We start from the raw sequence: 15,032 nt of genomic DNA on the forward strand, positions 1-15,032 counted from the left end.
CCGACGAAGTCGGGCCCAACCGAGAGCAGGCACTTTTGGTTACTTTTAGTGCTTTTTAAAAGTAACTCGCCGAAGGCGAAACAGTCTGCCCTTAGGCAGACCGCCGTAGACCTTGATCTTGATCTTGATCTTGATGTAGCTCTAAGGACGAGTCCCCTCTCTCATGGCATCCCCAGCCAGTTAGGCAGCGCCAGCGAGATATAAGGCACGTAAGTCACCAGCAGCAGGAACACCAGCAGGATCGACAACCACGGCAGCGCCGCTCGGATGGTCTCGCCCAGTGTCAGCCCCGTCACCGCAGACGTCACGAACAGGTTCAGCCCCACCGGTGGGTGGACCAACCCGATCTCCATATTGACCACCATGACGATCCCCAGATGAATCGGGTCAATGCCCAGTTTCATCGCGATCGGGAAGAAGATCGGCGCCAGGATCAGGATGATTGCCGAAGGCTCCATGAAGCTACCTGCGACCAGCAGCACGATGTTCACCATGATCAGGAAGCCGATCGGGGTCAGGCCTTCGGAAATGACCCAGGCGGTGATCTGCTGCGGAATCTGCTCCGTGGTCAGGACGTGGGCGAACAGCATGGCGTTGGCGATGATGAACATCAGCATGATCGACAGCCGGCCGGACTCCAGCAACACCTTCGGGCAGTCCTTGAAGCTCATGTCCTTGTAAACGAACAGCGCGATGAACGCCGAATACACCGCCGCTACCGCCGCCGCTTCGGTCGGCGTGAACATACCGCTGTAGATGCCGCCGAGGATAATGACCAGCAGCATCAGACCCCAAAACGCCCGTTGCGCCGTGTGCAGCCACTGGCGGAAGGTCACCCGTGGCTGGGCCGGGAGTTTCTTGACCCGGGCGACGATGTAGATCACCACCATCAGGATCACACCGAGCAGAATCCCGGGGACCACGCCGGCAATGAACAGCTTGCCGACCGACGTCTCCGTCGCGGCGGCGTAGACCACCATCACGATGGACGGCGGAATCAGAATGCCCAGCGTACCGGCGTTGCAGATGATGCCCGCGCCGAATGCCTTCGGGTAACCGGAACGCACCATGCCGGCGACCGCAATCGACCCCACGGCCGCCACGGTGGCGGGCGATGAACCGGACAGCGCCGCAAACAGCATGCACGCCAGCACCGCCGCAATCGCCAGGCCGCCGCGAATGTGGCCGACGCAGGCGTTGGCGAAGTCGATCAGGCGCTGCGCCACCCCGCCGGTGGTCATGAAGGCCCCGGACAAGAGGAAGAACGGAATTGCCAGAAAGGTGTAGCTGTCGGAGGTTTCGAACAGTTTGATCGCCAGCGAACTCAACGAGTCCGGGCTGAACAGCAGGATCGAAACGGCGCCGGACAAGCCTAGGGAAATGGCGATGGGCACGCCCAGGAACATGAAAACGAAGAGCAGCAGGAACAGGCAGATAACAGTCATCAGTGCTGCTCCTCGGCAGGGTTGGCGAGTTTGCTCGCTTCAGCCGCTTCGTCGGCCAGACCCAGACCGGTCTGCCGGTGCGTCCAGATGCGGTAAAGGATTTCCAGGTAGCGAGCGATCACCAGGCCAAAGCCGATCGGCACGATGACGGCGATGTAGGCGACCTTGATGCCGAACCGATCAAGGTCCTCGGCACCGATGCCGGCCATGAACAGCGCTGCGACCCACTTGTAGCTGGCGACGAGGAACAAGCCGGCGTACGCCAGGCAACAGGCGCAGGCCAGCATCGCCAGAATCCGCTGCACCGGCTTGCTGGTTTTCTTGACCAGCGCGTCGACGCCCAGATGGCCCGCCGTGCGCACGCCGTAGGAAATCCCGAAGAAGATCAGCCAGCCAAACAGGGCTTTGGTCAGCGCCACGCTCCAGGTCATGCCCTGGGCGTAACCCATCAGGTGGTCGCCGATGCCGGCGAAGAAATCGCTGCTGACGGTCCATTGATCGCTGAGGGAATAAAACAGGGTGTAGATGTTGTTCAACGCCACGTAGACGAAAGTCACGAGGGTCATGGCAGCCAGCAGAAAGGCAATGATGCCCTCCTCCAGATGCTCCCAGAATCGCGTCAGCGGGTGCATAAGCATTCTCCGAACGAAGCCGAATGTAGCCGGGCATGGCGACGGCCGTGGAGGCGGATCACCCGCGAAACGGGTGGCCGCCGGGCCGTCACGGTCTGTATCGAGAAGCGAAGGAAGGGCTCAAGGCGCCTTGTTCGAATCGTCGGCAGCCTTGATCAGGTCGGCACCGATTTCTTCGGAGAACTGGTCCCAGACCGGCTTCATGGCTTCACGCCATTTCGCGCGCTGCTCAGGGGTGAGCGTCACGATTTCGCTGGTCTTGGCGTCGATGATTTTCTGCTTGGCGGTCTGGTTCAGCGCTTCGGCCTGCTTGTTCACCTCGACCGTCACCTGATCCATGATCGTTTGCAGTTCGTCACGCACGTCCGCCGGCAAGCCGTTCCAGAACTTGGAGTTGGTGATCACCATGTAGTCTATCAGGCCGTGGTTGGACTCGGTGAAGAACGGCTGCACCTCGTTGACCTTCTGGCTTTCGTAGTTCGACCAGGTGTTTTCGGTGCCGTTGACGGTGCCGGTCTGCAGGCCTTGATAGACCTCGGCGAAGCTCATCTTGCGCGGGTTGGCGTGCAGGGCGACAAATTGGGCTTCGAGCACGCTGGAGGCCTGAACGCGGAATTTCAGGCCACGGGCATCTTTCGGTTCAACGAGCTTTTTGTTGGCGGACAGTTGCTTGAGGCCGTTGTGCCAATACGCCAGACCGTGAATGCCTTTGTCGTCCATCGCGGTCAGCAACGCCTTGCCTTGGGGACCCTGCTGAAAGCGGTCAACGGCAGCGAGGTCGTTGAACAGAAACGGCAGATCGAAAATCTGCACTTTCTTGGTGTACTGCTCGAATTTCGCCAGGGACGGCGCCAGCATCTGCACGTCGCCGAGCAGCAGGGCTTCCATTTCCTTGCCGTCGCCGAACAGCGAGGAGTTGGGGTACACCTCGACTTTAACTTTGTCTTTCAAGGTCGGGTCGGCGGCGACCATCTTCTGGAAGAGCAACGCGCCCTGCCCCTTCGGCGTGTTTTCCGCCACCACGTGGGCGAACTTGATCGTGATCGGATCAGCGGCCTGTGCAAGGCTGGCCACAGACACTGCGGCCGCGCAGAAAAGCGCTTTGGTCAGCTTCAACATCGATATCACCTTTTTATTTTTGTATGAACTTATGTTGGCAGGAGCAGGTGGAGCCCATGAGCATAGTGCAACTCCACCATGACGAAGCTCCGGTGTTTAGAGAATCTGCTTTTGTGAAAGCCGGCGTTCGGGGTTGCTGAACGCGATCCAGCTTTCCACCGGCGCCCCGGCGGCGACTGCGTTCACCCCGCCGCCAGCGCCAGCAAACGTTGGGCCCTCAGCAACACCGGCGCGTCGACCATGTGCCCGTCCAGCTGAAAGGCTCCCGCCCCCTTGGCCGCCGCGCTGGCGTTGATCACCTTTTGCGCCCAGTTCAAGTCATCAGCGCTGGGGGCCAACGCGGCGTGGATCACCGGCACTTGCGCCGGATGGATGCACAACGCGCCGCCGTACCCCATGTCGTAGGCGTGGCGAATGGCGCGGTGCAAACCTTTCGGGTCGCCGATGGCCGGGTGCACGCCGTCCAGCGGTGGCAGCAGGTCCGCGCCCCTTGAATGCAGTTGCACCGACATCCGCGCCTGGTCGAGAAACATCTGTGCAGCGTGGGTGCCGCTATTGAGGTTCAGGTCCAGGGCCAGGTCGAGTCCGCCGAACGACAAACGCTCTACCCCCTCGGCATGGGCGATCTGCTCCAAGGCCAGCAGGCCCTTGGCGCTTTCGATGATTGGCAGAACCGGTTTGCCTGTCTGCCAGACCGCAGCGACGTGAGCAGCGCTTTCGACTTTCGGCAGCAGCACCCCGGCCACGCCCGCGTGCTGCCGGCAAAACGCCAAGTCATCGGCATGTTCGGCATGAGTCGGCGCATTGACCCGCACCCACACAGAGGCTTGGGGGTTGTCGTTCAGGAAGGCCGTGAGATTGTCCCGCGCCTGGCGCTTGAGAGGTTCTTCGACGGCGTCTTCGAAATCAACGATGACGGCATCGGCGCCGGCCGCCAGCGCTTTGGCAAAACGATCGGGGCGACTGCCGGGGACGAACAGTGCAGAGCGGATGTTGGTGTGGGCCATGTGGGTGTCCTGAGAGTGTCCTGTAGGAAGGGATGCGCTGTGCAAAAGAGCCTTTTGCAGAACGGGCGCTAGACCACCCCGCCCGCCGCCATCCGCGCCTGGTCTTCAGCCGAAAACCCCAGCTCGCCGAGGATGCTGCCGGTGTGCTGCCCCAGGCCCGGCACGCCGTCCATGCGCGGCGTGAACGCGGTGTTGTGGCCCGGTGGCAGTAGCGACGGCAGCGGGCCGGACGGGCTGTCGACTTCGCGCCATCGATCACGGGCCTTGAGCTGCGGATGGTCCCAGACGCCCTGCATGTCGTTGACCCGGGCGTTGGCGATCTGCGCGTCTTCCAGGCGGGCAACCACCTCATCGACGCTCAAGGCGGCGAAGCCGTCAACGATGATCTGCCGCAGCGCCTCGCGGTTTTCCGAGCGCTTGAAGTTCGCCGAAAAGCGCTCGTCGGTGGCCAGCGACGGGTCGAACAGGACCTTCTCGCAGAACAGCGCCCATTCCCGTTCGTTCTGCAGGCCCAGCATGATCGTGCCGCCCCCGCCGGTGGGAAACGGCCCGTAAGGATAGATCGTCGAGTGGGACGCGCCGGCCCGTGGCGGTGGCGGCGCGCCGTCGTAGGCGTAATACATCGGGTAGCCCATCCACTCCACCAGGCTTTCCAGCATGCTGACGTCGATGCGGCTGCCCTGCCCGGTTTTGTCCCGCAGCATCAGCGCCGACAGAATCCCGGTGTAGGCGTACATGCCGGCGGCGATGTCGGCGATGGAGCAACCAGCCTTGGCCATCTCGTTTTCGCCCGGGCCACCGGTGACCGACAAAAAGCCGCCTTCGCTCTGGATCAGCAGGTCGTAGGCCTTCTTCTTCTCATAGGGCCCGCCTTCGCCGTAGCCGGAAATATCGCAGACGATCAGGCGCGGGAAGCGTTCATGCAGAGCTTCGAACGACAGCCCCATACGGGCAGCGGCGCCGGGCGCCAGGTTCTGTACCAGCACGTCAGCCTTAGCGAGCAGTGACTCAAGAATGTCGCCGGCCTCGTCCTGCTTGAGGTCCAGGGTCAGGCTTTCCTTGGAGCGGTTGGTCCAGACGAAATGCGAGGCCAGGCCGTCGACGCGCTGGTCGTAGCCACGGGCGAAATCGCCGACGCCGGGGCGCTCGACCTTGATCACGCGGGCGCCCAGATCCGCCAGTTGCCGGGTGCAGAACGGCGCCGCGATGGCGTGCTCGAGGCTGACGACGGTGATGCCATCCAGAGGACGCGGGGGTTGTTGAGTCATGTTTGTAAACCTCTTCACATTCCCTGTAGGAGTGAGCTTGCTCGCGATAGCATTTTGTCAGTCAGGCCTGATGGGGCTGACACACTGCAATCGCGAGCAAGCTCACTCCTACAAGGGTTGGCGTTCGCCTAAATCAAATTGACCAAATCCTGCGCATCGCGCAGCTGCCAGACCCGCTGAATCAACGCCGTGCCCTGCTCCACCGTGCGGGCGCCGGAGAACACCAGCAGGCGCTGAACCTTGTCCTCCAGTTCAGGCCGCGACAGGGTGTTGCCCGGATCGCCCTTGGGCTCATCAATCCCGGCACTCAGCGTCCGGCCATCGGTGGTGGTCACGATCACCCGACCCAGCCAGTGCGCCGGATAAGCACCATCCACTTCCGGGTCCAGCTCCATCGTGACCTTTTCGCGGAAGGCGGCGACGTCGGCATCGGTCAGGGCCAGGTCGCGGAACTCGATCAGCTGCGCGCTGCCATGGACCGCGATCAATCCGAGCACCGCCCCCATGGAGAACTTCGCCTGATGCACGGTCTGTGGCACATCGACCCGACCGAGCACATCAATGGCGCCCTGATGAACACGGGTGACGACTGTGGCGATCTGCTCATGACGCAGGCCTTCGCGCTGCATCAGGTGCAGCAAGGCATCAGCGGCCGGATGGGTATGGCGACACGAGGCGTGAAACTTGAACGAGGTCTCGACCAACGCCCAGCGGCTGCCGAGGCGATCGGACAGCTTGGCGGGATCACTGTCACTGGACATTCCCGCCGCCATGCCCTGATCGCCTTCGAGAATATTTCGTGCGCCGGTCAGGCCGTCTTCGGTGAGGTACGCCGCCAGCAGGCCATCGGCCGCGGCTTTGGCGGTGTGCAGCTGTTTGGAGTCGGCTGCGTCACGGAGAAATTCCCAGAGCCCGGCGGCCTGGGTGCCCGCGGTGCCCAGCAGGTTGATGAACTGCTCTTTGTCGAAATTCAGCAACTTGCCGACGCCCACGGCAGCAGCGAGCGTCCCTACCGTCGCGGTGGTGTGGAAAATGCGGTAGTGGGAGCGGCCCATGAATTCGCCGATGCGGATGCCGGCTTCGTAACCGGCGACCGAGGCCAGCAATAAATCCTGCCCGGTCTTGCCGAGATCCTGGGCTGCTGCCAGCACGGCCGAGAACACCACCGTCGCCGGGTGCAGCACTGAACTGTTGTGCAGATCGTCCTGCTCGACCAGGTGCGAAGACGCGCCGTTGACCAGCGCAGCGAAGTACGCCGAGGTGCCGCGACCGCTGACCAGAATTTTCGCCTTGCCCTGCTGCGGGCCCATGCGTTCGGCGTAGCGTTCGAACAACGGAATCGGCCGCGCGCCCTGGCTGGCCAGCGCCGAGCCTATCCAGTCGAGGAACAAATCTTCGGTACGGTCCAGCACAACGCCGGGAATTTGCTCGTAGGTCAGCTCGGCGAGGAAACCCGCCAATGCCTGCGTGTGGCTCATAACGACGTCCTCAGAAGCTGCGTGGCAGGTCGAGCAGATGCTCGGCAACGTAGGAAAGAATCAGGTTGGTGGAGATCGGCGCCACCTGATACAGACGGGTTTCGCGGAATTTGCGCTCCACGTCGTATTCGCAGGCGAACCCGAATCCGCCATGGGTTTGCAGGCAGGCATTGGCCGCCTCCCATGACGCCTTTGCCGCGAGGTATTTGGCCATGTTGGCGCTGGCACCGGCGTTCTTGCCGCTGTCGTATTCCTCGCAGGCACGCCAGCGCATCAGGTCCGCCGCTTCGATTTCGATGTGCGCTTCGGCGATGGGGAACTGCACGCCCTGGTTCTGCCCGATCGGGCGACCAAACACCACGCGGTCACGGGCGTAGGCTGCGGATTTCTCAATGAACCAGCGGCCGTCGCCGATGCACTCGGCGGCGATCAGGGCACGCTCGGCGTTGAGGCCGTCGAGGATGTAGCGGAAGCCCTTGCCTTCCTCGCCGATCAAGCTGTCTGCCGGCAGTTCGAGGTTGTCGAAGAACAGCTCGTTGGTTTCGTGGTTGACCATGTTGGCAATGGGCTGAACGGTCAGGCCGTTGCCGATGGCCTCGCGCAGGTCGACGATGAAGATCGACATACCTTCGGACTTCTTCGTCACCTCGGCCAGGGGTGTGGTGCGCGCCAGCAGGATCATCAGGTCGGAATGCTGCACGCGGGAGATCCAGACCTTCTGGCCGTTGATCACGTACTTGTCGCCCTGCTTCACCGCCGTGGTCTTGATCTTGGTGGTGTCGGTGCCGGTGCTCGGTTCGGTCACGCCCATGGATTGCAGGCGCAGTTCGCCGTTGGCGAGCTTGGGCAGGTAGTAGCTTTTCTGTGCGTCGCTGCCGTGACGCAGCAGGGTAAACATGTTGTACATCTGGCCGTGCACGGTGCCGGAATTGCCGCCGCAGGCGTTCACTTCTTCGAGGATCACCGAGGCCTCCGCCAGGCCCAGACCGGAGCCGCCGTATTCCTCGGGGATCATCGCCGACAGCCAGCCTTCATCGGTCAGCGCCTTGACGAAGGTGTCCGGAAAGCCTTTCTGTTCATCGATCTTGCGCCAGTATTCGGCCGGAAACTGGGCACATAGCGCGCGCACGCCATCTCGGATGGCATTGAGGTCTTCGTTTTCGTAGGGGTTCATGGTGTCCACTCGCATCGGCCGGCGGCCACGGAATCGGCGCGCCTGGCTGTATAGAAAGAAGGGTTCAGTCAAAAACGACTTCGGCGCTCTGGGCGACGCCGGCGTCATTGCCGGCCCACAGCTGAGCCTTGCCCGGCTCGACGATTCGTCCGCCGACGCGGAATGCAGCAGGGACGTTGAGCGGGCGCACGCCGCGATAGGCGAAATGCCGCACGCGCTTGTCGGGATGGGCGCGAATGAAGGCGCGCAGGTTGAACGTGGCGATCATCGGCCCGTGCACGACCAGACCGGAATAGCCTTCGGTGCCGGTGACGTAGGGGTAGTCGTAGTGAATGCGGTGGCCGTTGAAGGTCACGGCGGAGTAGCGAAACAACAGCGTTGGCGTCGGCTCGATGACCTCGCTCCACTCGCCCTGCTCTGGCGCGTCACCGCTGTTGAGCTTTGGCGGATTGGGCTCGCGGTAAACGATGTCCTGCTCCTCCCGCACGCACAACTCGCCGCCTTGTGAGTAGTCGTGGCGCACGGTCACGAACAGCAGCGACCCGGTGCGGCCGTGCTTTTCCTCAATGTGCAGAATGGTCGACAGGCGATGGGCGTCAGCACCCACCTTCAGCGGCTGAATGAACTCGACGCGGCCACCGGCCCACATGCGGTTGCGATTGTCCGCCGGGGGCAGAAAGCCGCCACGGGCCGGGTGGCCGTCACCGCCGAGTTGCGCTTCGAACAGCGGCTCCTGGAAAAAACACCATTGCCACAGCGGCGGCAATGGATCGCCGGCAGCGGGCGTGGGCTCGCCAAAGGTGGCCGCGATGCGCTTGATCAGGTTGACGCTCAGATGATCCTGGGCTTCTTCAGTGCGGCCGATCCAGGCCGTGAAATCCACGGGTGACGCTGCAGCGCTCATGGGCGGGAACCCTCTGGGTTTGTTGTTATGGCCCGATCATGGAAGTGCGCCGGCATTCTGTGAATTTGCATTTGCGTATAGCGGCGTTCGGGTATGCTGAACGCCTTCTGCAACGTCCGGACACGCCCATGCATTTCGACCTGGCTGACTTGCGCCTCTTCATTCACATCGGCGAATCACCGAGCCTGACCCAGGGCGCGCGCAGGGCGTTTCTCTCCCCTGCCGCCGCCAGCGCGCGGATCAAGGCGCTGGAAGGCCAACTCGGCACACGCCTGCTGTACCGCGACAGCCGCGGCGTGGAACTGACCCCTGCCGGTCAGCGCCTGCTCAAACACGCGCGGCTGATCATGAGCCAGGTGGATTACCTGAAGAGTGAGTTCACCAGTTACGGCACCGATTCAGCCGGACACATTCGCATCTTCGCCAACACCACTGCCGTCACCGAGTTTCTGCCCGAAGTGCTGGCAGGGTTTCTGGCGAAACGGCCCGGCGTCACGGTGGACCTGCAGGAGCGCCTGTCCCGGGACATCGTGCGCGGCGTGCTCGATGGCAGCACCGACATGGGCATCATCGCCGGGCCGGTGGAAGCGGCGGGTTTGCAGGTCATCCACTTCAGCACCGACCGCCTGGTGCTGACCGTGCCGGTGGGCCATGAGCTGGCGGCCGAGAAAAAGATCACGTTCAAGCAAACCCTGGCGTTTCAGCACATCGGGCTGCACGAAGGCAGCACATTGCTGACTTTTCTGCGCGATCACGTTGAGCGGCTGGGGCAGAGTCTGTCACTGCGGATTCAGGTGTCGAGCTTCGAAGCCATCTGCCGGATGGTCGAAGCCGGGGTGGGCATCGGGGTGATCCCGGAGTCGGCAGCGTCGCGCCACAGCAGGACGATGAAGCTGGTGACCATCGAGCTCGACGAGCCCTGGGCGGTGCGCGAGCGGAGCATTCTGGTCCGTGAACTGGACGCCCTGCCGGGGGTGGTCAGGGCGTTGATTGCGGTGTTGTTGCCCGATGCAAGTCCGCCGACGCCGATGCCGTAGCAGCACGACTTACCTGCCGTGGCGATTCCGCAACGCCACCGGCAACCTGGCTTCCACTAGCGACGCTTTACCCAATGCTCAGCCGGTATTCATTTGATGTTTCAACGACAAGTACACTTTAAACAACCACTATTTTTATGTCGTGAGTGATCGTGAACCCCATGTATTTCAGACGAGCAGCGCCAAATGTCCAATTCACCCATTCACCCGACAGCAGTGTGCCGGACTTCACAAACCCTATTTTATAGAACTCAATTCTCATCGTCGTACCGCCATTGCTGTAGGTCGCAACGGGAAGTATGACAGGACCCGGTTTACCCAGTTCGCCGGTGTGATAAATGAGCTTGAATCCGATGCCCTCAACGTTCGTTGGCCAGGTCTCCGACAGCGCCCAGGGTTGGGGGCCTCGTTTATTCACGAGTAAACTTGAGCCCGGATCATCAAAGCGGACTCTCGTCTCTGCGGTGGCTGCGACTGTTGAGGTCGTGCCTAAAAGGGTGCCATTGCTCAGCGTGTTACTCACAACGATCTCGCCGGCCGAATATGAGAATGTGTAGTACGAAGTCGTATACCCTTCGACAAAGTCGGGATGCCCCTCTAGAGAGTTATACGTCACCTTAAAAACCAACTCTGGTGAGCTCACCCTACTGATGTCACCCACTGGAGTAACCGTGTAGGAAACGCTGACACGCAGATCTATGTTGTCATCACTGTAGGTTCCAGGCACGACGAAGATCAAACCTGTGGCACTTTCAACCAACTTTGTTTGAGACGTAGAAGAGGCCGCCCCATTCCAGTTCATCGTGACACTGTCTCCCGCCTGCATATCAGCATATTCGACGACAACCGTTGCAGAGTTGGTGACCTTGGCCAAGTTCAGCGAGTTGCCGAAGCCGGTCCCACTGTCCATGAAAACTTCAACGACCCTCGGCGCTGAGAGTTGCAACGCTTCGCGCACCGTCAGGTGCCATGGGTTACTTTGAAGTGCGTTCGATCTGGCGGTAAAGCGATGCTCGCCCGTGGTCAGCGCGGAAGCAGTGAACTGCCATACGCCATTTACAACCGGCGCTGTTCCAACTTTTGTATCACCATCATATATATCGACTGTGTCCACCAGGATTTGCGCCCCCCTGCCAGCAAGGTACGTCCAGGCTGACCCCGGATCATTTGCTACTTTGCAGGCATCGCTGTTATCTACCATTTTTCACCTCAACACGGTAATCAGGATCAATCATTGATGTTCCTGTCGTCCACGCAATGACCAAAGCCGGTACGTATTTAACATCAGGAACCGATCTTTTCTCGAATCATGCTTTCGAGGTAGCTGCTTCACGCTGCTATCCTCCCATCAACAAATATTTAACGACCTTCGCGATTAACCTAACTTTTTACCGGCACTACGACTACTGTCATAATTGACAGTCGCAAAGTCATGCACACCGGATGCGTAGCAAAACCAGCGAAAATCAACAGCTTAGCTGAGTATAAGTGCCATCAAACTAACCCCTAGTCCGAAAAGATCTTAAGGATTGCCATGTCCAATAGAGCCAAGTGCAGCTGGTTTGGAAAAATAATGGCTGGTCAACTGAGCTGGAGAGAGGCGGCCGGTGGCGCTGCGCGCCAACCATCTCAGACGTCTATATAAGGTCGGCCGAAGTTTCTGCAAAGCTCTTCATATCCAAACGTCGTTCTGCGCCGTGCGCTCGTTGGTATCGTCGCCGGTGTTGATCACCCCGCTTGGCTCGATCAGCATCAGCTTCACCTCTTGGGCAGCGAAAGGCTTGTCGGCGGCGGCCCTGACGACACGGGCGCCCGCAAGCCGGACGGCTGCAACGCGACGCGCTACGTAATTGCGGTATGCCGTGGATATCTCACCGATGAGTACGATTCAAGTCACGACAATTTTAATAGCGTTAGTTAAGTAAACTGACATGTAATGAAGCCGATTAGCGCCAAATCTCCAGTCCACTACGTCACCTGCGGGTATCGTGCCGGGTTCCACGAACCCTGTCTTAAAAAACTCGACCCTCATCGTAGTACCGGGATTACCGTAGAGGCCAGCCCCATTGCGATTACCAGGTCCAGCCTCGAGAATTGTGCCACGGTCATCAATTAGTTTGAAACCGATACCGGGTACGTTAGTTGGATATATTGCTGAATAGCGCCACGGCTGAGCGCCGATTTTATTCTCCATAAAAGTGGAGGTTGTCTCGGTGGCTGTGAATCGCGTTTCCGCGCTCGGACCTGCATTCGGAGTCGAGCCTAAACGGGTACCTGGACTCGTACTGTTACTTACTACTATTTCACCCGAACTAAAAGTGCAGCGGTACCGCGATGTTCTAAATCCTTCAACAAAATAGGGGTTACCAACCAACGAACTGTTAGTAATTTCAAACACCATCTCGGGCGAATTCACCGTGTTCGTCGCACCCACTGGCACGACCGTATACGACACCCGAACACGCTGATTAGTGTTGCTAGTTATATATGTTTTCGGAACGACAAAGCTTACATCCCCTGAACTTCCAGCCAGCTTGGTTTCAGAGGTGGAGCCTCCTGCTCCATTCCAGCTCATTGTCACCTGGTCTCCCGTTTCCATCCCGGGATATTTAACAATCACGGTCGCAGAGTTGATGCTTTTCAAGAGATTCAACGAGTTGCCAAAGCCAGTCCCACTGTCCATGAACACCTCAACGACACCCGGCGCGGTCAGTTGCAGCGCGTTGCGTATCGTCAGGTGCCACGAATTACTGCGCAGGACATCGAGCCTCGCCGTAAAATGATGATCGCCTTCGGCGAGGGAGGAGGCGGTATATTGCCATGCTCCATCGACGACCGGCGCTGTCCCCACTTTTACATCACCGTCATATATATCCACTGTTGTTGAAGCCATCCCGGCGGTGCGAGAGGCCAAGCCTGCTGCCGGATTTTTGACAACCTCGCATAGAGTGTTTTCGTCTGTCATCGTATTCACCTAAACGTTTGGATCATTGCTGTTATTGAAAGTTAACCCTGTCATATCAGGCAACTGCGTACAGACGACTCAAAGCACGGGTATCCTGTTGGCGCCGGTCAAGTTGATGAACATGTTATGCGGGCAATTACTACCGAAGTATTCGTGAAAAAAATCACCCGCTGGAATGAAGCCAGCTTTCACTGGCCCGATCTTTGTAGAACTCAATCCTCAGGGACCCATCCACATTGTCAGCCATCTGTTTTCTCCAGAATCAGACAGTTCAACGCGTTGACCCACACTCCCGAAAACCTACATCGACACAACTGCTACGACCTTTCCGTCCAAGGTAATTTCATAAGCTAGGTGTGGCTACTGTCAAATATGACAGTAGCCACAGAATTGCCAAGCCCGAGCGATTGCGAATGAACCGAATAATCAGGGGGTTAATCCACAACGGGCGCTTTCGAAATAACCACTATTTCGAAACGGTCTGAGGCCCTACGCTTTCCACGACAATTACGTGCAGGTGGGAGGTCCAGGGGGATGAGTGGTGAGCCCTGCAAAAGGCGCCAGGTATCGACCACACCTAAAACCCTGGGCGCCTCGGGCAATAATCGGCGGAAGGTTGAATTACATTGTTCAAATCCACCTATCATTCTGCGCCGTGCGCTCGTTGGTATCGTCGCCGGTGTTGATCACCCCGCTTGGCTCGATCAGCATCAGCTTCACCTCTTGGGCAGCGAACGGCTTGTGCTCGACACCCTTGGGCACGACATACAACTCGCCCGCGTTGAGCTCGACGAAACCGTCACGAAAATCGATGCGCAAACACCCTTCGATCACGATGAAGGTTTCGTCGGTGTCAGCGTGGCGGTGCCAGAGAAACTCCCCTTCCAGCCGTGCAAGCTTGAACTGGTAGTCGTTCATCTGCGCGATGACTTTTGGCTGCCACTGCTCGGTGAACAGGCTGTATTTCTGAGCGAAGTTGATGGGGGTGTGTTGATTGTTGGACCTGGACACGTGGGCGGCTCCGAAGGGTTTGATGTGGCGACAATCTAGAGCGTGGTTGTGGGTGGGGTCTTGTACGTTATTGCAGGGTGGTGGGTGCATCCGGTTTTGCGGTGTTGCGACTGACGCTTTCCCGGCTAAAGCCAGTCCTACAAAAGCGGGCAGTGTTTCAGGGGGGTATGCGGTGTCTTCGTAGGACCGGCTTCAGCCGGGAAGAGGCCAGTGCGTACGCCATCCATTTTGCGGTGTGACGCATGATGCATTCCCGGCTAAAGCCAGTCCTACAGGATGACCGCGTCCAAATAGTAGGACCGGCTTCAGCCGGGAAGAGGCCCTCGTGGACGCCATCCATTCTGCGGCGTGACGCATGATGCATTCCCGGCTAAAGCCAGTCCTACAAAAGCGGGCAGTGTTTCAGGGGGGTATGCGGTGTCTTCGTAGGACCGGCTTCAGCCGGGAAGAGGCCAGTGCGTACGCCATCCATTTTGCGGTGTGACGCATGATGCATTCCCGGCTAAAGCCAGTCCTACAGGATGACCGCGTCCAAATAGTAGGACCGGCTTCAGCCGGGAAGAGGCCCTCGTGGACGCCATCCATTCTGCGGCGTGACGCATGATGCATTCCCGGCTAAAGCCAGTCCTACAAAAGCGGGCAGTGTTTCAGGGGGGTATGCGGTGTCTTCGTAGGACCGGCTTCAGCCGGGAAGAGGCCGGTGGGTACGCCATCCATCTTGCGGTGTGACGTCTGACGCTTTCCCGGCTAAAGCCAGTCCTACAGGATGACCGCGTTCAAATAGTAGGACCGGCTTCAGCCGGGAAGAGGCCGGTGCGTACGCCATCCATTCTGCGGCGTGACGCATGATGCATTCCCGGCTAAAGCCAGTCCTACAAAAGCGGGCAGTGTTTCAGGGGGGTTGTAGTGGTCAACTAATTCCGGACACCTCGATAGGTTGTTTCAAGGCCATCGTCCGTTCGTAAACGGTCGGTGGCAGATACCCCAGTTTT

General features: G+C 59.5%; 12 protein-coding genes. 1 reads left to right on the top strand and 11 read right to left on the bottom strand.

What is annotated here, in order from left to right; all coding sequences use genetic code 11:
• Positions 1-161: 161 nt before the first annotated feature.
• The 8 genes from dctM to QWI18_RS25615 all read right to left on the bottom strand — a co-directional run bounded on the left by dctM (position 162) and on the right by QWI18_RS25615 (position 9,027).
• Complete coding sequence (gene dctM / locus QWI18_RS25580) at positions 162-1,445, bottom strand: C4-dicarboxylate TRAP transporter large permease protein DctM (protein ID WP_065989499.1); 1,284 nt, start codon at positions 1,443-1,445, stop codon at positions 162-164.
• On the bottom strand, positions 1,445-2,077 hold the full coding sequence (locus QWI18_RS25585) for a TRAP transporter small permease (protein WP_369320176.1): 633 nt from the start codon (positions 2,075-2,077) through the stop codon (positions 1,445-1,447). The genes dctM and QWI18_RS25585 overlap by 1 nt, the downstream gene beginning before the upstream one ends.
• Before the next feature lie 120 nt (positions 2,078-2,197).
• The gene (locus QWI18_RS25590; protein WP_369320177.1) at positions 2,198-3,196 is read right to left on the bottom strand and encodes a TRAP transporter substrate-binding protein; all 999 of its coding nucleotides are present in this window, start codon (positions 3,194-3,196) and stop codon (positions 2,198-2,200) included.
• 182 nt (positions 3,197-3,378) lie between these two features.
• On the bottom strand, positions 3,379-4,203 hold the full coding sequence (locus tag QWI18_RS25595) for a CoA ester lyase (RefSeq protein WP_369320178.1): 825 nt from the start codon (positions 4,201-4,203) through the stop codon (positions 3,379-3,381).
• Between the two features lie 68 nt (positions 4,204-4,271).
• A complete protein-coding gene (locus QWI18_RS25600) occupies positions 4,272-5,471 on the bottom strand; it encodes a CaiB/BaiF CoA transferase family protein (RefSeq protein WP_369320179.1) in 1,200 nt (399 codons plus the stop codon).
• A gap of 128 nt (positions 5,472-5,599) precedes the next feature.
• The gene (locus tag QWI18_RS25605) at positions 5,600-6,949 is read right to left on the bottom strand and encodes an MmgE/PrpD family protein (RefSeq protein ID WP_369320180.1); all 1,350 of its coding nucleotides are present in this window, start codon (positions 6,947-6,949) and stop codon (positions 5,600-5,602) included.
• Positions 6,950-6,959: 10 nt separating this feature from the next.
• Positions 6,960-8,123 (bottom strand): acyl-CoA dehydrogenase family protein, encoded by a 1,164-nt coding sequence (locus tag QWI18_RS25610; RefSeq protein ID WP_369320181.1) that lies wholly within the window; start codon positions 8,121-8,123, stop codon positions 6,960-6,962.
• A gap of 64 nt (positions 8,124-8,187) precedes the next feature.
• Complete coding sequence (locus tag QWI18_RS25615) at positions 8,188-9,027, bottom strand: MaoC family dehydratase N-terminal domain-containing protein (protein WP_369320182.1); 840 nt, start codon at positions 9,025-9,027, stop codon at positions 8,188-8,190.
• A 128-nt stretch (positions 9,028-9,155) separates the two neighbouring features.
• Between QWI18_RS25615 and QWI18_RS25620 the strand changes: the two genes are divergently transcribed.
• Positions 9,156-10,064 (top strand): LysR family transcriptional regulator, encoded by a 909-nt coding sequence (locus QWI18_RS25620; protein WP_296313034.1) that lies wholly within the window; start codon positions 9,156-9,158, stop codon positions 10,062-10,064.
• 118 nt (positions 10,065-10,182) lie between these two features.
• Here the strand turns inward: QWI18_RS25620 and QWI18_RS25625 are convergent, their stop codons facing one another.
• The 3 genes from QWI18_RS25625 to QWI18_RS25635 form a co-directional block, all read right to left on the bottom strand.
• Positions 10,183-11,265 (bottom strand): Ig-like domain repeat protein, encoded by a 1,083-nt coding sequence (locus QWI18_RS25625; protein WP_192134355.1) that lies wholly within the window; start codon positions 11,263-11,265, stop codon positions 10,183-10,185.
• Between the two features lie 687 nt (positions 11,266-11,952).
• Positions 11,953-13,029: a hypothetical protein gene (locus tag QWI18_RS25630; protein ID WP_369320183.1), complete on the bottom strand. Its 1,077-nt coding sequence runs from the start codon at positions 13,027-13,029 to the stop codon at positions 11,953-11,955.
• Positions 13,030-13,659: 630 nt separating this feature from the next.
• Positions 13,660-14,040: a cupin domain-containing protein gene (locus QWI18_RS25635; protein ID WP_369320184.1), complete on the bottom strand. Its 381-nt coding sequence runs from the start codon at positions 14,038-14,040 to the stop codon at positions 13,660-13,662.
• Positions 14,041-15,032: the final 992 nt, after the last annotated feature.

This window comes from Pseudomonas sp. W2Oct36 (assembly GCF_041060465.1).
Lineage (GTDB): Bacteria > Pseudomonadota > Gammaproteobacteria > Pseudomonadales > Pseudomonadaceae > Aquipseudomonas > Aquipseudomonas graminis_B.

Bases quoted from the DNA above. Each gene is read 5' to 3' on its own strand.
- dctM (WP_065989499.1), bottom strand. From the start codon at position 1,445: ATGACTGTTATCTGCCTGTTCCTGCTGCTCTTCGTTTTCATGTTCCTG.
- QWI18_RS25585 (WP_369320176.1), bottom strand. From the start codon at position 2,077: ATGCACCCGCTGACGCGATTCTGGGAGCATCTGGAGGAGGGCATCATT.
- QWI18_RS25590 (WP_369320177.1), bottom strand. From the start codon at position 3,196: ATGTTGAAGCTGACCAAAGCGCTTTTCTGCGCGGCCGCAGTGTCTGTG.
- QWI18_RS25595 (WP_369320178.1), bottom strand. From the start codon at position 4,203: ATGGCCCACACCAACATCCGCTCTGCACTGTTCGTCCCCGGCAGTCGC.
- QWI18_RS25600 (WP_369320179.1), bottom strand. From the start codon at position 5,471: ATGACTCAACAACCCCCGCGTCCTCTGGATGGCATCACCGTCGTCAGC.
- QWI18_RS25605 (WP_369320180.1), bottom strand. From the start codon at position 6,949: ATGAGCCACACGCAGGCATTGGCGGGTTTCCTCGCCGAGCTGACCTAC.
- QWI18_RS25610 (WP_369320181.1), bottom strand. From the start codon at position 8,123: ATGAACCCCTACGAAAACGAAGACCTCAATGCCATCCGAGATGGCGTG.
- QWI18_RS25615 (WP_369320182.1), bottom strand. From the start codon at position 9,027: ATGAGCGCTGCAGCGTCACCCGTGGATTTCACGGCCTGGATCGGCCGC.
- QWI18_RS25620 (WP_296313034.1), top strand. From the start codon at position 9,156: ATGCATTTCGACCTGGCTGACTTGCGCCTCTTCATTCACATCGGCGAA.
- QWI18_RS25625 (WP_192134355.1), bottom strand. From the start codon at position 11,265: ATGGTAGATAACAGCGATGCCTGCAAAGTAGCAAATGATCCGGGGTCA.
- QWI18_RS25630 (WP_369320183.1), bottom strand. From the start codon at position 13,029: ATGACAGACGAAAACACTCTATGCGAGGTTGTCAAAAATCCGGCAGCA.